This is a genomic window from Amycolatopsis sp. NPDC059235 (genome assembly GCF_042754125.1).
GTDB classification, from domain to species: Bacteria; Actinomycetota; Actinomycetes; order Mycobacteriales; family Pseudonocardiaceae; genus Amycolatopsis; species Amycolatopsis albidoflava.
In genome coordinates this window covers 1-15,242 of the sequence record NZ_JBHZAG010000075.1, presented here as the reverse complement: position 1 = coordinate 15,242, position 15,242 = coordinate 1, and the positions used below count along the sequence as shown (strand labels likewise).

The 15,242-nt window shown below is 69.0% G+C and carries 13 protein-coding genes and 2 tRNA genes; 7 read left to right on the top strand and 8 right to left on the bottom strand.

Annotation, left to right across the window (positions count from 1 at the left end):
• Positions 1–19: 19 nt before the first annotated feature.
• The 5 genes from ACFXI3_RS35380 to ACFXI3_RS35360 form a co-directional block, all read right to left on the bottom strand.
• Positions 20–361 carry a hypothetical protein gene (locus ACFXI3_RS35380; protein WP_378405532.1) on the bottom strand — a complete coding sequence of 114 codons (342 nt, stop codon included), beginning with the start codon at positions 359–361 and terminating at the stop codon, positions 20–22.
• A 125-nt stretch (positions 362–486) separates the two neighbouring features.
• Complete coding sequence (locus tag ACFXI3_RS35375) at positions 487–828, bottom strand: hypothetical protein (protein WP_378405530.1); 342 nt, start codon at positions 826–828, stop codon at positions 487–489.
• 101 nt (positions 829–929) lie between these two features.
• Positions 930–1,001 (bottom strand) — tRNA-Val (locus tag ACFXI3_RS35370).
• 34 nt (positions 1,002–1,035) lie between these two features.
• Positions 1,036–1,107: transfer RNA gene (locus tag ACFXI3_RS35365), tRNA-Val, on the bottom strand.
• A gap of 83 nt (positions 1,108–1,190) precedes the next feature.
• Entirely contained in the window at positions 1,191–2,381 is a 1,191-nt protein-coding gene (locus ACFXI3_RS35360; RefSeq protein WP_378405528.1) for a transcriptional regulator, read from the bottom strand.
• A gap of 154 nt (positions 2,382–2,535) precedes the next feature.
• On the opposite strand from ACFXI3_RS35360, the gene ACFXI3_RS35355 reads away from it, so the two are divergent.
• The gene (locus ACFXI3_RS35355) at positions 2,536–4,353 is read left to right on the top strand and encodes an NAD(P)-binding domain-containing protein (protein WP_378405526.1); all 1,818 of its coding nucleotides are present in this window, start codon (positions 2,536–2,538) and stop codon (positions 4,351–4,353) included.
• Positions 4,354–4,473: 120 nt separating this feature from the next.
• A complete protein-coding gene (locus tag ACFXI3_RS35350) occupies positions 4,474–5,970 on the top strand; it encodes a class I adenylate-forming enzyme family protein (protein WP_378405524.1) in 1,497 nt (498 codons plus the stop codon).
• Here ACFXI3_RS35350 and ACFXI3_RS35345 read toward each other — a convergent pair.
• Complete coding sequence (locus ACFXI3_RS35345; RefSeq protein WP_378405522.1) at positions 5,967–7,376, bottom strand: PLP-dependent aminotransferase family protein; 1,410 nt, start codon at positions 7,374–7,376, stop codon at positions 5,967–5,969. The two genes, ACFXI3_RS35350 and ACFXI3_RS35345, sit on opposite strands and share 4 nt — an antisense overlap.
• Here ACFXI3_RS35345 and ACFXI3_RS35340 point away from each other — a divergent pair.
• On the top strand, positions 7,375–8,322 hold the full coding sequence (locus tag ACFXI3_RS35340) for a DMT family transporter (protein ID WP_378405520.1): 948 nt from the start codon (positions 7,375–7,377) through the stop codon (positions 8,320–8,322). The two genes, ACFXI3_RS35345 and ACFXI3_RS35340, sit on opposite strands and share 2 nt — an antisense overlap.
• 48 nt (positions 8,323–8,370) lie before the next feature.
• Here ACFXI3_RS35340 and ACFXI3_RS35335 read toward each other — a convergent pair whose 3' ends face one another.
• Both ACFXI3_RS35335 and ACFXI3_RS35330 read right to left on the bottom strand, forming a co-directional pair.
• The gene (locus ACFXI3_RS35335) at positions 8,371–9,315 is read right to left on the bottom strand and encodes an ankyrin repeat domain-containing protein (RefSeq protein WP_378405518.1); all 945 of its coding nucleotides are present in this window, start codon (positions 9,313–9,315) and stop codon (positions 8,371–8,373) included.
• An 18-nt stretch (positions 9,316–9,333) separates the two neighbouring features.
• A complete protein-coding gene (locus ACFXI3_RS35330; RefSeq protein WP_378405516.1) occupies positions 9,334–11,589 on the bottom strand; it encodes a helix-turn-helix domain-containing protein in 2,256 nt (751 codons plus the stop codon).
• Positions 11,590–11,758: 169 nt separating this feature from the next.
• Between ACFXI3_RS35330 and ACFXI3_RS35325 the strand changes: the two genes are divergently transcribed.
• The 4 genes from ACFXI3_RS35325 (at position 11,759) to ACFXI3_RS35310 (ending at position 15,178) form a co-directional block, all read left to right on the top strand.
• Positions 11,759–11,998: a hypothetical protein gene (locus tag ACFXI3_RS35325; RefSeq protein ID WP_370935344.1), complete on the top strand. Its 240-nt coding sequence runs from the start codon at positions 11,759–11,761 to the stop codon at positions 11,996–11,998.
• Between the two features lie 32 nt (positions 11,999–12,030).
• Positions 12,031–13,191: a serine hydrolase domain-containing protein gene (locus tag ACFXI3_RS35320; RefSeq protein ID WP_378405514.1), complete on the top strand. Its 1,161-nt coding sequence runs from the start codon at positions 12,031–12,033 to the stop codon at positions 13,189–13,191.
• Between the two features lie 23 nt (positions 13,192–13,214).
• Complete coding sequence (locus tag ACFXI3_RS35315) at positions 13,215–14,066, top strand: hypothetical protein (protein WP_378405512.1); 852 nt, start codon at positions 13,215–13,217, stop codon at positions 14,064–14,066.
• A 125-nt stretch (positions 14,067–14,191) separates the two neighbouring features.
• On the top strand, positions 14,192–15,178 hold the full coding sequence (locus ACFXI3_RS35310) for an alpha/beta hydrolase (RefSeq protein WP_378405510.1): 987 nt from the start codon (positions 14,192–14,194) through the stop codon (positions 15,176–15,178).
• Positions 15,179–15,242 lie beyond the last annotated feature (64 nt).

Genomic DNA, 15,242 nt, shown 5'->3' with positions numbered 1-15,242 from the left:
AGATCGCGCATCGTTTCGGTCAAGCCGAGGGAGCGGCTTCTGCTTCCTCGACCATCTCGACGAGTTCGGCGATGTTCTCCCTAACGGCTTCGTCGCCCGGAAACCATTCTTCGACGGCGGTCGGCAGCTTCTCCCGGATCACCTTCATGATCTCCCCGGCGTGCTCCGCGGAGTAGACGCCGAGCGAGAAGAACGCATAGCCCCCGGCCACGAACTCGCGCAGGGCCGCGGCCAGCGCCTCGTCCTCGACTTCGTCCGCGACGAACTTGAGGACGCGGCGCAGCAGGCCGCGGCTCGGCATCCAGTCGAGGAACTCGAGATCGGCCTTCCCCGGCGGATCGACGATGAAATCAGCGGACATGGGTCACCTCGGGATGAAGACGCAGGACTGGATGAAGTCCGTGAGATTCTGGATCTGCTGGGCGTGCAGGCCGATCGTGTCGACCGGGCGGCGTGGTCGAAGTTCCCATCGCTGCCTGGTTTCGGTCAAGCCGAGGGAGCGGCTTCGGCTTCCTCGACCAGTTCGATCAGCTCCGCGATGTGCTGGCGGGCGCCCTCGTGGCCCGGATGCCATTCTTCGACGGCGGCCGGCAGCTTCTCCCGGATCACCTTCATGATCTCGGCACCCTGCTCGGCGCTGTAGCTGCTCAGGGCGATGAACGCATAGCCCTTGGCCACGAACTCGCGCAGGTCCGCGGCCAAGGCCTGATCCTCGACCTCGCCTGCGATGAACCCGAGAACCCGCAGGAGCATGCCGCGGGAAGGGTTCCAGTCAAGAAATCCCGGGTCGCGCTTGCCGGGAGGATCGACGATGAACACAGCGGACACGAGCCACCTCGCTAGCCGTCAGGAGACCGTGCTCCCCGAAATCACGAACGGCCTGCCGACGAAGATCATCGACAGGCCGGGTGACCAGAACAACCACACTGTGGGCGATACTGGGATCGAACCAGTGACCTCTTCGGTGTGAACGAAGCGCTCTCCCCCTGAGCTAATCGCCCGTTGTGCAACGCACCAGCCTGGGGTGGACTGGAGTGCGCGATACTGGGATTGAACCAGTGACCTCTTCCGTGTCAGGGAAGCGCTCTCCCGCTGAGCTAATCGCGCTTGCTGCTGTGCAACGTGTCGTAAACATTAGCGGACGCCCCGGCGACGCCGCACAGGGGGCCTGGTTTCGGGGACGGCGCTGGTCACTGTCCTGCGTGGACAGTCATGCGCACGCCTTCGGCCAGGCGGTAGGGGCGGGTGTCGACGATGGCGCCCAGCAGGCGGCGCAGGCGCGACACTTCGGCGCGGACGGTGACCAGATGCTCGGCGTCGCCGTAGAGGGCGTGGCTCAGCGCGACCGCGGACAGGCCGTCGCGGCCGGCCTTCTCCAGGCGGACCAGGATTTCCGCGTGTCGTTTGGTGATCGGGCGGCGCCAGCCGGTGTCGCCAGCTTGGAGGCTGAGCAGGGGAGCGGGCGTGAGGTCCAGGTCGAGCCGGACGCTGCGGGCCGTGTCGGCGGGGCGGACCAGCCAGCCGTCGGCGATGGGTTCGGGGAGGCAGGCTCCGAGGCCGGGGACGGCTACGACTTGGCCGGTTTGAGGGGCGGCGATGCGTTCGCCCGCGGAGACGCCGACGCTGTGCGCGACCCAGCCGTCCTCGTCGACGACCAAAGCGGGGCCGGAGGACAGGACAGGTTCAGCCATTTGGCGCAGTCGTTCGAGGCGTTGGCGGTGCGTGCGCCAGAGTTCCGATTCGGCCAGCCGCTTGCCGGTTTCGACCAGGGCGCCGATTGCCGGGTGAAGGGTCAAGGCGGGGCCGCTGATGTCGATGACGCCGAGCAGTTCGCCGGTGCGGGGGTCGTGGATCGGCGAGGCGGTGCAGTACCACGGGTGCTGGTTCTGCTCGAAGTGTTCGCCGGCGAGCAGTTCGATGGGCGCGGCTTCGGCGAGGGCGGTGCCGATCGCGTTGGTGCCGACGCGGGATTCGGTCCATTCGGAGCCTTCGATGAAGCCCAGCGTGTCCGCTTTGCGCCGGACGGCGGACGAGCCTTCGCGCCACAGGATGATGCCGTCGGCGTCGGTGACTACCAGGAGCATGTGCGCCGAATCGGAGGTCGCTCCGACGACCTGGCGGAGGTCTTCGATGACGTGCCGCAGCGGCGAGCCGTGCCTGCGGCGTTCGACCTCGTCGCCGGGCACCGAATCGCGGGCGTTCATCCCGTCGGCGGTGAGGCCGAGGCTCAGCACGCGGGACCAGGAACGCGAGACGAGCGGCCGGGGCGCCGTGGCCGGGCGGCTGCCGCCGATGACGGCCTCGTGCATCCGGACGAGGTCGCGGGCGTGGGTGGGCAGGTTGCGGCCCGGAGGCACCGCACTGTGCACCACCACAGTCACCTCCCGCACCGTCGCGTTAGCCGCCCAGCATAGGTGACCTGCGCCGATGTTTCCATGCACCGGGCGCGTGCAACTCGCTGCAACCCTTGCCGCGCCCGTCGTCCGGAGAGTGTGATCGGCGCTACACCACGACAGCGACGTCCGAGGAGTAGCGATGACACAGACAGTCGACCGGATCGCGGAGGCGAGCACGCCGCAGGCCCGGGTCGAGGACTGGCTGGCCCGGTTTGAGGCCGCGCTGACCGCCCGCGACGTCGAGGCCGCCGCGGCGTTGTTCGCCGTCGATTCCTACTGGCGCGACCTGGTTTCGTTCACCTGGAACCTCAAGACCGTCGAGGGCCGCGACGGGGTCGCGGGCTTGCTCGGCGGCTGTCTGGAAGCGACGGACCCGAGCGGATTCCGCACCTCCGAACCGGCGACTGAAAGCGACGGCGTCACCGAGGCGTGGATCGAGTTCGAGACCGCCGCCGGACGCGCGAAAGGGCATCTGCGGCTGAAGGAGGAGGGCGCGTGGACGCTGCTCACCAGCCTGCGCGAGCTGAAGGGTTTCGAGGAGTCGCAGCGGGAACGGCGGCCCAAGGGCGTCGAGCACGGCGTGGTCCGCGGCCGCCGGTCGTGGGCGGAGAAGCGGGCCGAGGAGCAGGAGACGCTCGGCTACGGCGAGCAGCCCTACGTCGTCGTGATCGGCGGCGGGCAGGGCGGGATCGCGCTCGGCGCGCGGCTGCGCCAGCTCGGCGTGCCCGCGCTGGTGGTGGAGCGCAACGACCGGCCCGGCGATTCGTGGCGCAAGCGGTACAAGAACCTCTGCCTGCACGACCCGGTCTGGTACGACCACCTGCCCTACCTGCCGTTCCCGGAGAACTGGCCGGTGTTCGCGCCGAAGGACAAGATCGCGGACTGGCTGGAGATGTACACGCGCCTGATGGAGGTGCCCTACTGGACGCGCTCGGCGGTCACCTCCGCGGTCTGGGATGACGACGCGAAGCAGTGGCACGTCACGGTCGACCGCGACGGCGAAGAAGTGGTCCTGACGCCGAAGCATGTGGTGTTCGCGACCGGGATGTCCGGCAAGCCGAATCTGCCGTCGTTCCCCGGAATGGACGAGTTCGAAGGCGACCAGCACCACTCGTCGCAGCACCCCGGACCGGCCGCGTACGCGGGCAAGAAGGCGGTCGTCGTCGGCTCGAACAACTCGGCGCACGACATCTGCGCGGCGCTGTGGGAGCACGGCGCGGACGTGACGATGGTGCAGCGCTCGTCCACGCACATCGTGAAGTCGGATTCGCTGATGGACCTCGGCCTCGGCGACCTGTACTCGGAGCGTGCGCTGGCCGCGGGCGTCACCACCGAGAAGGCCGACCTGATCTTCGCGTCGATCCCGTACCGGATCATGCCGGAGTTCCAGATCCCGGTGTACCAAGCGATCCACGAGCGCGACGCGGACTTCTACGCCCGGCTCGAGGCGGCGGGCTTCAAACACGACTGGGGCGACGACGGTTCCGGCCTGTTCATGAAGTACCTGCGCCGCGGCTCCGGCTACTACATCGACGTCGGCGCTTCGGAGCTCGTCGCCAACGGCAGCATCAAGCTCGCGCACGGCCAGGTCGACCACTTGACCGCGAACTCGGTGGTGCTGTCGGACGGCACCGAGCTGGAGGCCGACGTCGTCGTCTACGCGACCGGCTACGGCTCGATGAACGGCTGGGTCGCCGATCTGGTCGGGCAGGAAACCGCGGACCGGGTCGGCAAATGCTGGGGCCTCGGCTCGGAAACGACCAAGGACCCGGGCCCGTGGGAGGGCGAGCAGCGCAACATGTGGAAGCCCACCCAGCAGGAGGGATTGTGGTTCCACGGCGGGAATCTGCACCAGTCGCGGCATTACTCGCTGTATCTGGCGCTGCAGCTGAAGGCGCGGTTCGAAGGCCTTGAGACGCCGGTGTACGGGCTGCAGGACGTGCATCACCTGTCTTGACGCGGTGAGGGAAACCCGGTGGCTGCCTTGAGAGCGGCCACCGGGGTTTCTTTGTAGCCTGGCAGCCGGGCGGCGGCACCTCGGCTCCCCCGCCGGCCACCTGACCAGTGAGGACGAGCGATGACGCGTATTCACGACCTGCTTCGCACCGCGCCCGCGGACGCCGTCGGCTGGACCGCCGGTTCACGCGACCTCCGGATTTCCGAGATGGACGCGTGGTCGGACCGGATCGCCGCCGACTTCCTGCGGCGTGGAGTGCGGCGCGGCGACCGGATCGCGGTCAACGGGCGCACGACGCCGGAATGGCTGGCGGTGTACTTCGCCGCCGCGAAGATCGGTGCCGCGGTGGTCGGGCTGAGCCCTCGATACCGGGAAACCGAGTTCGCGCACATCCTCAACGATTCCGGCGCACGGCTCGTGGTGACCGAGCCATCGGCGGGCGAGGTAGATTTCCTTGCCCTGCTGGGAAAACTGGAACTGCCCGGCGTTTCCGTCGTGACCTTCGCCGAACTGGGCTCAGCGGAGCCTGACGAAGCGCTGGCCGCCGCCTCGGCCGCAGTCGAAGACGACGACCCAGTGATGATCATCTACACCTCCGGCACCACCGGCCGTCCCAAAGGCGCGACGCTGACTCATCGCGGCCAGCTGGCGTCGGCCGCCGCTGAAGCCGATCACCTCCAGTTGAGCCCCGCCGACGTGCTGCCGGTGGCCGTTCCGCTGAATCACGTCAGCGGCATCACCTGCTGCGTCCTGTCCGCTTTGGTCGCGGGCAGCCGGACGGTGCTGCTGCCGTCCTTCGACGCCGGGGCCGCCGCCGATCTGTTCCGGACCGCTGGCCTGACGATGTGGGTCGGCGTGCCGACGATGCACACGCTGCTGCTGAATCACGAGCGTTTCGCCGGTATCGACACGTCCGCGATCCGCGTGGTGGTCACCGGCGGCGCGAACGCGGAACCGGCTCTGCTGCAACGGCTTACGGCTGCGTTCCCTAAGGCGACCGTGATGAACCTGTACGGGCTGAGCGAGGTTTCCGGCGCTGTCGTGATGACGCCGTGGGGTGCCAGCACGGAAGCGACCGAAAGCTCGATCGGCGTTCCTTTCCCTGGGGTGGAAGCAAAAATCGCCTCTCCCTCCGGGGAAGCGCTGCCGGTGGGCGAAACCGGCGAGCTTTTGTTCCGGACGCCGTCGATCATGGCTGGCTACCACAATCTGCCGACGGAAACTGCGGCTGCGGTCGACGCGGACGGCTGGCTGCACACCGGCGACATGGCCCGCGCGGACGAGGACGGGTACCTGACGTTGCACGGCCGCGCCAAGGACATGTTCGTCCAAGGCGGATTCAACATCTATCCGATCGAGGTGGAGAACGTCCTCGCCGCGCATCCCGGGGTCCTGATGGCTGCCGGAGTCGGCGTTCCCGACCCGGTGCTGGGGGAGATCGGCCGGTATTACGTTGTCCCGGCACAAGATTCGGCGGTCACCGAGGCGGAGCTGAAGGAGTTCTGCGCGGGGAAGGTGGCGGACTACAAGGTCCCGCGCCAGATCGTGCTCCGGCCCAGCCTGCCGCTCACGCCGTCCGGAAAGGTGCAGAAAGCAGCCCTGCGCACGGAAAACTAGACGTTCGCCGTGACCGCGTCCTGGATCACCCGCGCGGCGTCGGCGAACGCACCGGGATTCGGCCCGGCGTAGTTGAGCCGGATGAAGCGTCCGGTCGGTTCGGCGGGGAACCATTCGTCGCCGGGGCCGATGACCACGCCCGCGGACTCGCAGTCGCGGACGACGTGTGCTAGGTCGACCGTTCCGGGCAGCCGCGCCCAGAGGTTCAGCCCGCCCTGCGGCACGGATTCGACGTGCACTGCGGGCGCGTGCTCGCGAAGGCCGGTGAGCAGCAGGTCGCGGCGGGTCTTGAGCTGGTGCCGCACTCGTCGCAGGTGGGTGCGCCACGCAGGCTGGGTCACGACGTCGAGCGCGACGGTCTGCAGCACCGTGCTGACATACATCGACTCGGCGAGCGTGTCGACGAGAATCCGGTCGCGCGCCGGGCCGCGGGCGATCAGCGCGGCGACGCGGATCGCGGGGGAGACGCTCTTGGTGAGGGAGCGGAGGTAGACCACGTGACCGTCGTCGTCGCGGCCCGCGAGCAGTTGCGGTTCCGCGGTGATGCCGAAATCGTGCGCGGAATCGTCCTCGATCAGGAACGCGCCGTGCTGGCGAACGGTGTCGAGGACGCGGCCGGCCAGGTCGGGAGACCACAGCGCACCGGTCGGGCTGGCGAAACTGGGCTGCGCGTAGAAGGCCCGCGCGCCCGTTTGCTCGAACGTCCTGGCCAGCACGTCGGGATCCGGTCCGTTCGGGCCGCTCGGCACCGGTACCACCGCGACGCCCGCTTTCGTCGCCGCGAGGATCGCGCCCCAGTACGTCGGCGATTCCAGCAGCAGCGGCTGTCCCGGCCCGACCAGCGCGCGGAACGCGGTGACCAGGCCGCTCTGGCTGCCCGGGGTGATCACGACGTCCCGTGGCGTGACCGGCGCGATCCCGGCCGCCGTCACCGCGCGGAGTTCCGCGGCGAACCAGGCCTGCAATTCGGGAACGCCCGCGGTCGGCGGCCTTCCGACCAGGGCCGCGGTCCGTGCCGCCCGGGAGAACGCACTCCGGACGAGCCGCTCCGGCAGCAGCTCGGGGTCGGGATAGCCGGAATGAAGCGCTACTGAGTTAGTGGAGGCCGGCTGCAGCGACGCGGGATGCTTGAGCACTCCGTGCCCCGGCGTTCCGAGCGCGGCGGTCTGCCAGCTGTAATCGCCGGTCCCGGTGGCGGGCGCCGCGCGGACGAACGTGCCGACTCCCGGCAGACTCTCCACCAGCCCTTGGGAAGACAGGCTGCGCAGTGCTTTCTGGACAGTCACCGGACTGGCCGAATACCGCGCGACCAGCTCCCGCGAGGACGGCAGCTTCGCTCCGGCCGGTGCGGTGCTGATCCACTCGCGCAGTGTCGAAGCGATCCGGGAGCTGCTATCGTCGGACATGAAACTGAAGGATAGCGCTACTCTCCCGGCGGTACCGGCGCTACCCCGGGCCGGTCTCTGGTGGGGGCTGCTCGGTGTCGTGGCGTTCTCGTTCACGATGCCGTTCACGCGGCTCGCCGTGGAAAACGGCGGACTCTCGGCGATGTTCATCGGCTCGGCCCGGGCAGTGGTCGCCGCGGTGCTCGCGGCCGTCGCGCTGAGCGTCACCAAACAACGCCTCCCGCGTGGCGCCCAATGGTTCCGCCTCGCCGTCGTCGCCGGTGGCGTGGTGATCGGCTTCCCGCTGCTGACCTCCTACGCCCTCACCACCGCGTCCGCCAGCCACGGCGCTGTCGTCATCGCGCTGCTCCCCGCCGCGACGGCCGTAGTAGCGGTCCTCCGCACGCGCGAACGTCCACCCGCGACTTTCTGGGCGTTGGCCGCGGTGGGCGCCGTCGCCGCGATCGGCTTCGCCGTCCTGCAAGGCGGTGGCCTCAGCGGTCTGCAATGGTCGGACGCGCTCTTCTTCGGCGCAGTATTGGCCGCCGCCGTCGGCTACGCGGAAGGCGGTCTGCTCGCGCGGGAACTGGGCGCGTGGCAAACCGTTTCGTGGGCGCTGGTGGTCGCTTCGCCGCTGATGGTCGGGTTGACCGTCGTGTCGGTGGCGAGCCACCCTCCACATGCGACAGTCGGGGAGTGGGCCGCCTTCGCGTATTTGGCGGTGGTGAGCATGTATTTGGGCTTCTTCGCGTGGTACCGGGGGCTGGGTCTGGGGCCGATGACGCAGGTCAGCCAGGTGCAGTTGGTGCAGCCGGTGCTGAATCTGTTGTGGGCAGCGATCTTCCTTGGCGAAGAGCTGACCTGGCAGACCATCCTGGGCGGCCTGGCAGTGGTGGTGTGCGCGGGAAGCGCGGTGCGGGTGCGGACCGCTCGTCCTCCGGTGCGGGCGGCAGTCGAGGGTGCTTAGTGCTCTCGCTTGCCGGACAGACCCAGCCCAGGACCGTTCTTTGACCGGTCAGCTCCAGTAATCGCGGTCGGGCAGCCGGATCCAGGCGTCCGGCGGTCCGATCACCGAACGGTTGTCGACCGGCCGCAACCCCGCGTAGGCGAAGCAATAGGCGAGTGCCTCATCCTCGTACAGGCAGGACAGCAGCACGTCGCCCTGCTCGCTCGGCTCGCCGCCGGGGTGCAGGTCCCAGCCGATGACCTCGCCGTCGCGGAGGATGCTGCCCTGGTTGCCGCTCTTGGGATTGGCGTACATGCCGTAGCAGATCGTGCCCGCCGACAGGGCCTTGGTGACGCCAGGCATTTGCGGCCCGTATCCCCAGGGCTGTGCGAGGACGCATCCGCCCGGCACGTCAGTGGCCCACATGGTCAGAATGGTGTTGTCGTCGTTGAACGGGTCTTCTTCCCACGCGGCCTCCAGTTCGTCCCGTTCGTGGAGGACCTCCGCGGAAAGCCTGCGCACCGCTTCGGCGACGTCGATGCCCGCGACGCAAGCGATGCCCAGCCCCTCGAGGTGCTGATCGCCGAGCGCGGCGATCAGCCGATGGCTTTCCTCGACGATCGCGGTTTCCTCCGGCGTCAACGAAACTCCCAAGTCTGGCAACTCCGGCGTCGGGCTCGTCAGGCTCAGCCGTCCCGGCGACCAGCCCGACATCATCTCCAGCAGCGGATCCGCGCCCGCGGCGACGAGCGCGCGGGCGTTGTCCGGCCGGTGTGCGGCCACTGCCCGCCACAGCGCGGTCCGGCCGCCCGACAGCGCGTCCACGTCGTGCACCCGCCGCGCCAGTTCGGCCACGACCTCCGTTGAGCCGTACTCGGCCGCGGCGTGCAGCGGCGGCCCGGGCCACCCGTCGCCGACGTTCGGGTCGGCACCGTTTTCCAGCTGGGCTCGCACCTCGCCGAGATCCGTCCAGCTTTGCCAGCCGAGGCCGGTCCATCCCCCGTCACTGCGCATGCCGGACAGCATGCCGGATCAGCCGTGCGCCCGATACGTCCGCCCGAGATGATCCTGAAGCCGCGCATGGCGAAACTGATACACCGCCCCAGCCTGCCGCAACACCCCGCGCCGGTACGCGTCGTCCAGAAACGCCGTCACCGCCCAAGGCAGCCGGCCGGTCAAGGGCAGCCAGATCCGCGCCAGCAGCACCCACTGTCCCCAAGCCGTGAACGCCAGCACGTAAGAAAGCCCGCCGCCCAGCCCTCCGACGGCTCCGATGAGCAGCCCCGACGACAGCGGCCAGCGAAGCGGCCCCAACGGACCTTGCAGCAGCTCGACCAGCGCCCACCCGCCGAAAGCGATGGCGAGGGCGACCGTCGGCACCAGAATCAGCAACTGGCGCAACGCAGTCGTGCGATTCGTGGCCAGCAGACCGAGCGGAGTGGCGGCCGAGCCGACGTCCAGCGGGATCTCCAGCGCGGCCATCAGCCCGAACACGAGCCCGGCCGCCAACCCGAAGATGAGTCCGTAGACCAGCGTCGGGACGAGCATTTTCTCCACCAGGGACTTGCCGTCCGGCGGAAATCCGAAGAGCAGGCCGTGCAAAGCCGTGTTCACCGGGCCGTAGCCGAGCCCGATCACGAAGCCGCCCAGCAGGGCGGTGCCGAGCCGGGCGGCGTAAGCGCGGACGAAGTGCCGTCCGGTCCGACGTCGTCCCCGCAACCGGATCTGCACGCGCGACGGCTCGATCGTTCTTCGGCCGCACACGATCATCAGGCCGTAGACCAGCCCGAAGGCAAGGCCGACCATCGGCCCGATCAGGAGGCCGTCCATCAGGCCCGCGCGGAAGGTGAACGCGGTCCCGCGGCCGATCAGGTCGAGCGGGACGAAGACAAGCCAGTTCAGCACGGCGATCGCCAGCGTCGAAGCCACGACGACGGCGAGGATCCGCGACGACCGGCGCAGCGAATCGCCCAGCTGCCACCAGGCCAGATCGTGGTCGTCGAGCTGGCCGACGTGCTGGGCGAGAAAGCCCAGCCACCGCTGGGCGCGTCCGGGATCCCAGCTCCGGAGCGGGCGCGCCAGATGCGGGGGCCGGTGCTGGTACACGGTGGGCACGAAGCTGGCCAGCAGATGGTCTTCGAGGGCGTCCGAGGTCGGAAACCGGGCGGTGTCCAGCAAAACCGCCGGGTCCCGGCCAGGGACATCGCTGTAGACGGTGCGCGCGAGGCCCGCCATCAGCGGCGTTCGCAACGCCGTCGCCAGGCGTCCGCCGGGATGCTCGCGCACCTCGGCGAGCACCGGGCCCCACGGGTTTCCGTCGCGGGAGGTCGTGCGGGGCAGGTAATTCGCGACATCCGTCGGGGTCAGGTCGAGCAGTTCCACGCCCGCGGCCGAGGTCGGCACGTCGGTCGCGGCGACCGCCGTCTCGTATTCGCCGGGACGGCTGGTCAGCAGGAACGGCAGCGAGGTGGCGCTGAGCGCGGCCAGCGCGGCGGCGTGCAATCCGCCGGAGATCTCGTCGAATCCGTCCAGAACCGGGAGGACGCACCCGGTTTCGACCAGTTCGGCGGCCAGGGAAGCGGTCAGGCCGGGGTAGTCGGGGTAGTCCTGCGGCAGCCGTTCGATCAGCCAGTCGCGCAGCGTGCGGGCCGTCGGGTCCCACGAGCTGACGGCGAAGACCGTCGGCACCGGTTCGCCGGCGGCGCGCGTCCGGAGACAGCTCAGCACGAACCGCAGCGTCAGGATCGTCTTCCCGGAACCGGCCCGGCCGAGGACGACCAGCCGCCCGGACGGGATCCGCCGGTAGACGTCCGCGATGTCGTCCAGTTCGCCGTCCAGCTTCAGCGGTTCCGCGGCCCCGCCGGGCGGGACGTTGCGGATGTTGTCCCAGCGATCGGTCAGCCGTTCGGACGCCAGCTGCCAGCGCACCGGCAACGGGAACGGATCGTGGACCCGGCATTGCTCTTCTTCGCGTTGCCAGCGAGAAGCGACCACCAGCGCGAATTGGTCCGCGGCCTCGGAAAGCGCGCTCCGGATTCGCGGAGGCTCGATCTCTTCCGGCGCGGGCGAGACGCCGAACTCGGCCAGCAGCGCGCGACGCTCGGCCGTCGTGGATCCCAGCGCGTCGGCCAACAGCTTCACGGTGCCCATCCGCGGATCGATGGGTTTGCCGTTCTCCAGCCGCCGGATAGTGCTGACGCTGACCTCGGAGCGTTCCGCCAATTGCTCTTGCGTCAACCCGGCCTGCCGCCGCATCTCCCGCAGCAGAACGCCGGCCCGGCTCGTCACCGCGGAGACCCCTCACTGTGCGCCGCTTTCCCGCAAATGACCTTACCGCGCGGGCCGGTCATCTTTGACCGGCTTGTGCTCTGGCACCCCGACCTGCGCGAACGCGACCATGATCGGCACCGGCTCCCCGCCCGGTCGCCTCGTCGGAAGAGAGAGAAGGAAACCGGGTATGGCCGCCGATTACCGGTACTGGTGCGGCGAATGCGGCTATCGGACGCCTTGGCTCACGCGGGCCGACAGCGCCGAGCAGCGAACGCGCCACTACGCCGAGTGCCATCCCGGGGTTCCGCCAAGGGGGCAGGCGGAGCGCCGCCGGTCGGCCAGCGGCGGGGTCGGGTGCCTGGTGCTGGTGGGCGTGCTGCTGCTGATCGTCGTGGCGGTGGCCGTCTGCCGGTACCAGTTCAGATAACTCCGGAACCCTTCGAGCGAAGGAGAGATTTCGTGCGCACACTGAGACGGACAGCCTCGGTATTGGCGAGTGTCGCCGTCGCCGTGGCACTGGCCGCACCGGCATCCGCGGCCGACGCCCACGCCGACACCCAGGCTGTCCTCAACGCCTATCAATCCCACGCCGGACCTGGTGCCGCCGTCTACGCGGGCAACGCGTCCGGGTCGTGGCACCTGTCCGCCGGCAGCGCCACGATCACTGGAGCCGCGCGTCCGCTGGAGCCGAACGAGCACTTCCGCATCGCCAGCCAGACCAAGACCTTCACCGCGTCGGTCGTCCTGCAGCTCGTCGACGAGGGCAAGGTCGTGCTCGACGCGCCGATCGAGCGGTACCTGCCCGGCCTGGTCGACGGCAACGGCTACGACGGGAACCGGATCACCGTCCGGCAGCTGCTCCAGCACAACGCCGGAATCCCCGCCCCGGATGTGGTGGCCTGGGCCCAGAAAGCGGCCGGGCTCGTCAAACCGGACGGCAGCATCGGTCTTCGCGACCTGGTCCAGGTCGGGCTGCGCAATTTCCCGCCCGCGTCCGCGCCCGGCACGAGCGTGCTGTACTCCAACCTGGGCTACCTGATCAACGGCCTGCTGATCGAGCAGGTCACCGGAATGTCCGTCGGCGACGCGATCACCTCCCGGATCATCGACCGGCTCGGCCTGGCGCAGACCAGTTTCCCGCGCGCGGGCGATCGTTCTCTCCCCGCGCCGTATCTCGCCGGGTACCGCGGGGTCCGGGCGGGCCCGTTCTTCTTCTGGACCGAGACGACCTCGGCTCCGGTCATCTCCGAACCGTCGATCGAAAGCTCGGCCGGCGCGGTCGTCTCGACGCTGTCGGACCTGTCGGCGTTCTACCGCGCGCTGCTCGACGGCAAGGTCGTCTCCCCGGCCGCGCTGGCCGAGATGCGCCGGACGATCCAGGTTCCGGTGCACGATCCGAACTACGTCGGGCTGGGGCTGGGCCTGCAGGCCATCACGCTGTCCTGCGGCGGGGAAGCGTGGTTCCACAACGGCCTCGCGGCGTCCGGCTACAGCTCGTTGACCGCGGTGACCGACGACGGCCGGTACGCCTCGATGATGACCAACGCGTGGGAGCTGACGAGCCTCCGACCCTCGCCGGTCGATGTGATCGACTCCGCTCTCTGCGGCAGCAGGAAGTGAACCCTACGAATCAAGGAGCGTGTGTGCGCACCCGAAGTTTCCTCGCCGCGATCGCGGTGGTCGTCCTGGCGGTCACCGGCGCGGCCGGCGCCTCGGCCGAGACGGCGAAACGGGTCTTCAACTCGATGCAGATCCTGTTCGACCTGAACAGCCCCGACCATTTCTGCACGATCGGGGCGGTCGGCACCGACAAGTACGACCGGAGGATCGCCGTCTCGGCGGGGCACTGCCTGCAGGATCCGCCCGGGCAGAAGTACTCCGACCGGGACATCCCGGAGAACATCCAGCCGGTCTACGACCGGGCCGACACCGGGTTCGGCCCGATCGGCTACGTGCGGTACTTCAAGAGCCGGGAAGGCTCGATGACCGGGCACCCGACCAAGGACTACCTGATCATCGAGCTGGTGCCGTCGGTGACGCTCTCCGCACAGGGGCCGTACCTGAAGCAGACCGGCGAAATGGAAGTCCCCGACGGGCAGCCCAGCCCCAACGCGCTCACCCCGTCGCTGCCCGCCGAACGCCTCCTTGGCGCAGCGCTGAACAACAACAACGAACTCGTGGTGTCGGGGCAGCTCGGTGTCTGGTACGGCCGGATCACCAGCAACGCCAACGGCGTCTACCAGTCCTGGGCCAAGCACCAGGGCGGCGACTCCGGCGGCCCGGCGATCTGGCACGCGCCCGGAACCGAATATCCCGGACAGGGCAACAACTTCCAGGCCGCCGGCCCCTGGGCGGGCATCACCAAGGCGGTCATCCTGGGCGTCCCGCAGTATGCCTACACCAGTTCGGCGAACATCCTCGCCGACCTGCGTGCCCGCGACGCCGCGCACCCCGGCACCTACGGCGCCGGTTTCCAAGTGACCCAGAACCCGTGACTCCCGCTACCGAGAAAGTGACCATGAGACCGTTGTTTACGCGCACGCGCGCCCTAGTGTCCGCCGTCGCAGCGGTGCTGGCCTTCAGCAGCCCCGCCCACGCCGACACCCCTGCTGTGCCAACCATGACCGACGGCTACGGCCTCACCCAAGTCGGGACCCCGCAAGGCACCGCGACCAACTTCGTCCTCACCGTGACGACTCCGGCGGTCTCGGGACAGCACCACATCCGCGTCATCGTCCCGAGCAGCTATTACACCGACACCGCCAAGCGCTACCCGGTGTTCTACTTCCTGCACGGCGTCGGCGACGATCCGAGCAACCCGTATCTGGCGTACCCCGCGATGCTGGCCAGCCAGAAGATGATCACCGTGATTCCCGACGGCGGGTTCCGCGGCTGGTACACCGACTGGGTCCGCCAGGACACCGCCGCCGGGGCGCAGAACTGGGAAACCTTCCACCTCAACCAGGTGATCCCGTTCATCGACGCCAACTTCCGGACCATTGCCGCGAAGCAGGGCCGAGCCGTCGGCGGCCTGTCCATGGGCGGTTTCGGCGCACTGCACTACGCCGAGGACCGTCCCGAATTGTTCGCCCAGACTGTTTCGCTGTCCGGCGCGATCGACTTCAACCTGTACTGGGTCCGTACCGCGATCCGCGGCACGTTGTCCAACGTCGGTTTCGCCATGTCGGGCACCTCCGGCTCCGGCGAGACCGCCGGCGGCAGCGGATTCGGCCCGGCCGTGCCGACCGACTCCGCCTTCGGGCCGCTCAACGAGGCGGGTGACCTGTCCGCCGCGCTGGCCCACGGCCCGGTCGCGAACGCCGGGAAACTCGCCACGGTGGGGGTTTCGCTCTACACCGGCTCCGGCAACGGCAATCCGATCAACGTGCTGCTCGACGAACCCGCGTTCGCCGAGTCGGTCACCGAGGCCGCCCAGCAGAACGTGAAGGCAGCCCTCGACAAGGCCGGACATCCTTACTACGCCGTGGATTACGGCAACGGCAAGACCTGGGGACCGAACTGCCAGGGCAAGCACACGGCCGGTTGCTGGGGTCAGGACCTGGTCGACTACCTGCCGCGGCTGGAGCAGGCTTTCGCTGCTGCGTAGGGGAGCGCCCAAGGTCCGTGAAGGGCTCCTTGAGGGAATCAGATTCCCTCAAGGAGCCCTTCAC

Bases quoted from the DNA above. Each gene is read 5' to 3' on its own strand.
- ACFXI3_RS35310 (WP_378405510.1), top strand. From the start codon at position 14,192: ATGACCGACGGCTACGGCCTCACCCAAGTCGGGACCCCGCAAGGCACC.
- ACFXI3_RS35345 (WP_378405522.1), bottom strand. From the start codon at position 7,376: ATGTCCGACGATAGCAGCTCCCGGATCGCTTCGACACTGCGCGAGTGG.
- ACFXI3_RS35325 (WP_370935344.1), top strand. From the start codon at position 11,759: ATGGCCGCCGATTACCGGTACTGGTGCGGCGAATGCGGCTATCGGACG.
- ACFXI3_RS35340 (WP_378405520.1), top strand. From the start codon at position 7,375: ATGAAACTGAAGGATAGCGCTACTCTCCCGGCGGTACCGGCGCTACCC.
- ACFXI3_RS35380 (WP_378405532.1), bottom strand. From the start codon at position 361: ATGTCCGCTGATTTCATCGTCGATCCGCCGGGGAAGGCCGATCTCGAG.
- ACFXI3_RS35350 (WP_378405524.1), top strand. From the start codon at position 4,474: ATGACGCGTATTCACGACCTGCTTCGCACCGCGCCCGCGGACGCCGTC.
- ACFXI3_RS35335 (WP_378405518.1), bottom strand. From the start codon at position 9,315: ATGCGCAGTGACGGGGGATGGACCGGCCTCGGCTGGCAAAGCTGGACG.
- ACFXI3_RS35355 (WP_378405526.1), top strand. From the start codon at position 2,536: ATGACACAGACAGTCGACCGGATCGCGGAGGCGAGCACGCCGCAGGCC.